This is a genomic window from Deinococcus pimensis DSM 21231 (genome assembly GCF_000519345.1).
GTDB classification, from domain to species: domain Bacteria; phylum Deinococcota; class Deinococci; order Deinococcales; family Deinococcaceae; genus Deinococcus_A; species Deinococcus_A pimensis.
The window spans coordinates 18,332-20,336 of the sequence record NZ_KI912616.1 but is presented as its reverse complement, the minus strand read 5'-3'; the positions used below and the strand labels follow the sequence as shown (position 1 = coordinate 20,336).

The 2,005-nt window shown below is 72.4% G+C and carries 2 protein-coding genes; one reads left to right on the top strand and one right to left on the bottom strand.

Going from position 1 to position 2,005, the window contains the following annotated elements:
• Positions 1-994, top strand: a 994-nt coding sequence (locus tag DEIPI_RS27310) for an NAD(P)/FAD-dependent oxidoreductase (protein ID WP_157463349.1), incomplete at its 5' end; no start/stop codon positions are given.
• Positions 995-1,264: 270 nt separating this feature from the next.
• Here the strand turns inward: DEIPI_RS27310 and DEIPI_RS27305 are convergent.
• A partial coding sequence (locus DEIPI_RS27305; protein WP_052351543.1) for an N-acetylmuramoyl-L-alanine amidase family protein occupies positions 1,265-2,005 on the bottom strand: 741 nt, incomplete at its 5' end.

Below are 2,005 nucleotides of genomic sequence, written 5' to 3'. Positions count from 1 at the left end.
CCCCGCGTCCCGGCCCTTCTACGACCTCGCCATCGTCGGAGGCGGCCCCGCCGGACTCGCCGCCGCCGTCTACGGCGCCAGCGAGGGCCTCCAGACGATCCTCGTGGAGGGCGAGGCGCCCGGCGGGCAGGCGGGCACGTCGAGCCGCATCGAGAACTACCTCGGCTTCCCCAGCGGCCTCAGCGGCGGCGACCTCGCCCGCCGCGCCGTCGCGCAGGCGCAGAAGTTCGGCGTGGAGATCCTCACGCCCCGCGTCGTGACCGGCCTGCGCGTCGAGGGGCAGTACCGGGTGCTGAGCATCGACGGGGAACCCGACGTGGCCGCGCACACCGTCGTCCTCTCCACCGGCGTGAGCTGGCAGAAGCTCCCCGCGCGGGACGCCGAGCGCTTCTCCGGCAAGGGCGTCTACTACGGCGCGGCGCGCAGCGAGGCCGTGAGCTGCGCCGGTGAGGTCGTCTACATCGTCGGGGCGGGCAACAGCGCCGGGCAGGCCGCGCTGTACTTCGCGCAGTACGCCCGGCACGTCGTGATGCTCGTGCGCGGCGCGAGCCTGGAGGCGAAGATGTCGCAGTACCTCGTCGACCAGATCCGCCGCGAGGACCACGTGGAGGTGCTGCTGCGGCACGAGGTCATGGCCTGCCGCGGCGAGGACCGCCTCGACGAGATCGTCCTCAAGGACTGCGCCACCGGCGAGGAGAGCGTCCACGAGGCGCACTTCCTGTTCAGCTTCATCGGCGCGGCCCCCCGCACCGACTGGCTGGGCGGCGTCGTCGCGCGTGACGCGCGCGGCTTCGTGAAGGTCGGCGATCAGCTCGGCCCGGACGACCTGCGCGGCTGGCCGCTGGAGCGCGCTCCCTACCCGCTGGAGACGAACGTGCCCGGCGTGTTCGCCGTCGGGGACGTCCGCTCCACCAGCGTCAAGCGCGTCGCGAGCGCCGTCGGCGAGGGCAGCGTCACGGTGTCCTTCGTGCACCAGCACCTCGCGGGACTCTGAGGAGGGGAGGGGCCGTCCGCGTTTGGGCGTCGTACGGACCGCCTGCGTGCGCTCTGCCGTCGTACGCCCCGGGACGGCCCGGTCCTCATGCCTGGGGCGGTGGCGTGTCCCTCCACGTATGGGTGGCCGTCGGCGTTTTGGCGTCGTACGCTCTGCCTGCGTACGCACCGAAGCGGTTCGGTGCTCATGCCTCGTGCGTGGACGCGTCTCTACACTCATGGCGGGAGCGGTCCCTCGCTCTTGCCTGGGGCGTTGGCGCGTCTCTACAACTTATTCGTCCGCGTGCAGGAAGTCCCCGATGGAGTCCGCGATGGCCGCCGCCATCTTCGCGCGGTAGGTGGCGTCTGCGAGCTTGCGGCCCTCCACGGGGTGCGTGCCGAAGCCCACCTCGATGAGGATGGCGGGCGTGCGGGCGTCGCGGATGACGCGGAAGGGCGCGGTGCCGATGCCGCGGTTCACGGCGCCCGTCGCGCGGATGAGGTTCTTCTGCACGGACTGCGCGAGCTTGCGCGAGTACGTGAGGTTGCTCTGCGCGAGCAGGTCGCCGAGGAGGTTCCCGGCGACGTTCGCGGTCTCGCGCGTGACGCGCTCGCCGAGGTCGCCGCCACCGTTCTCGCGGACGGCGAGGGTGCGGTTGTGCGTTTCGAGCAGCTGCCCGAACACCCACGTCTCGATGCCCTGCGCGGCCGGGGAGGCGGCGTTCACGTGGATGCTGACGAAGGCGTTCACGGTGCCCGCGTTCGCCATCGCGGCGCGCAGGTTGAGGTCCTTGGCCTTGTCGTGCGAGAGGTCCCGGTCGCGGTCGCGGGTGAGGATGACCTCCACGCCGCGCTTCACGAGCAGGTCGCGGACGCGCAGCGCCACGTCGAGCGTGACCTCCTTCTCGACGATGTAGCCGACCATGCCGGGGTCCACGCCGCCGTGTCCGGCGTCGAGGACGACGCGCAGCTTGGGACGGCCGGGCGCGCGGCTCGCGGCGGGGACGAGCGTGCCCGCCTTCTGGGGCGCCTT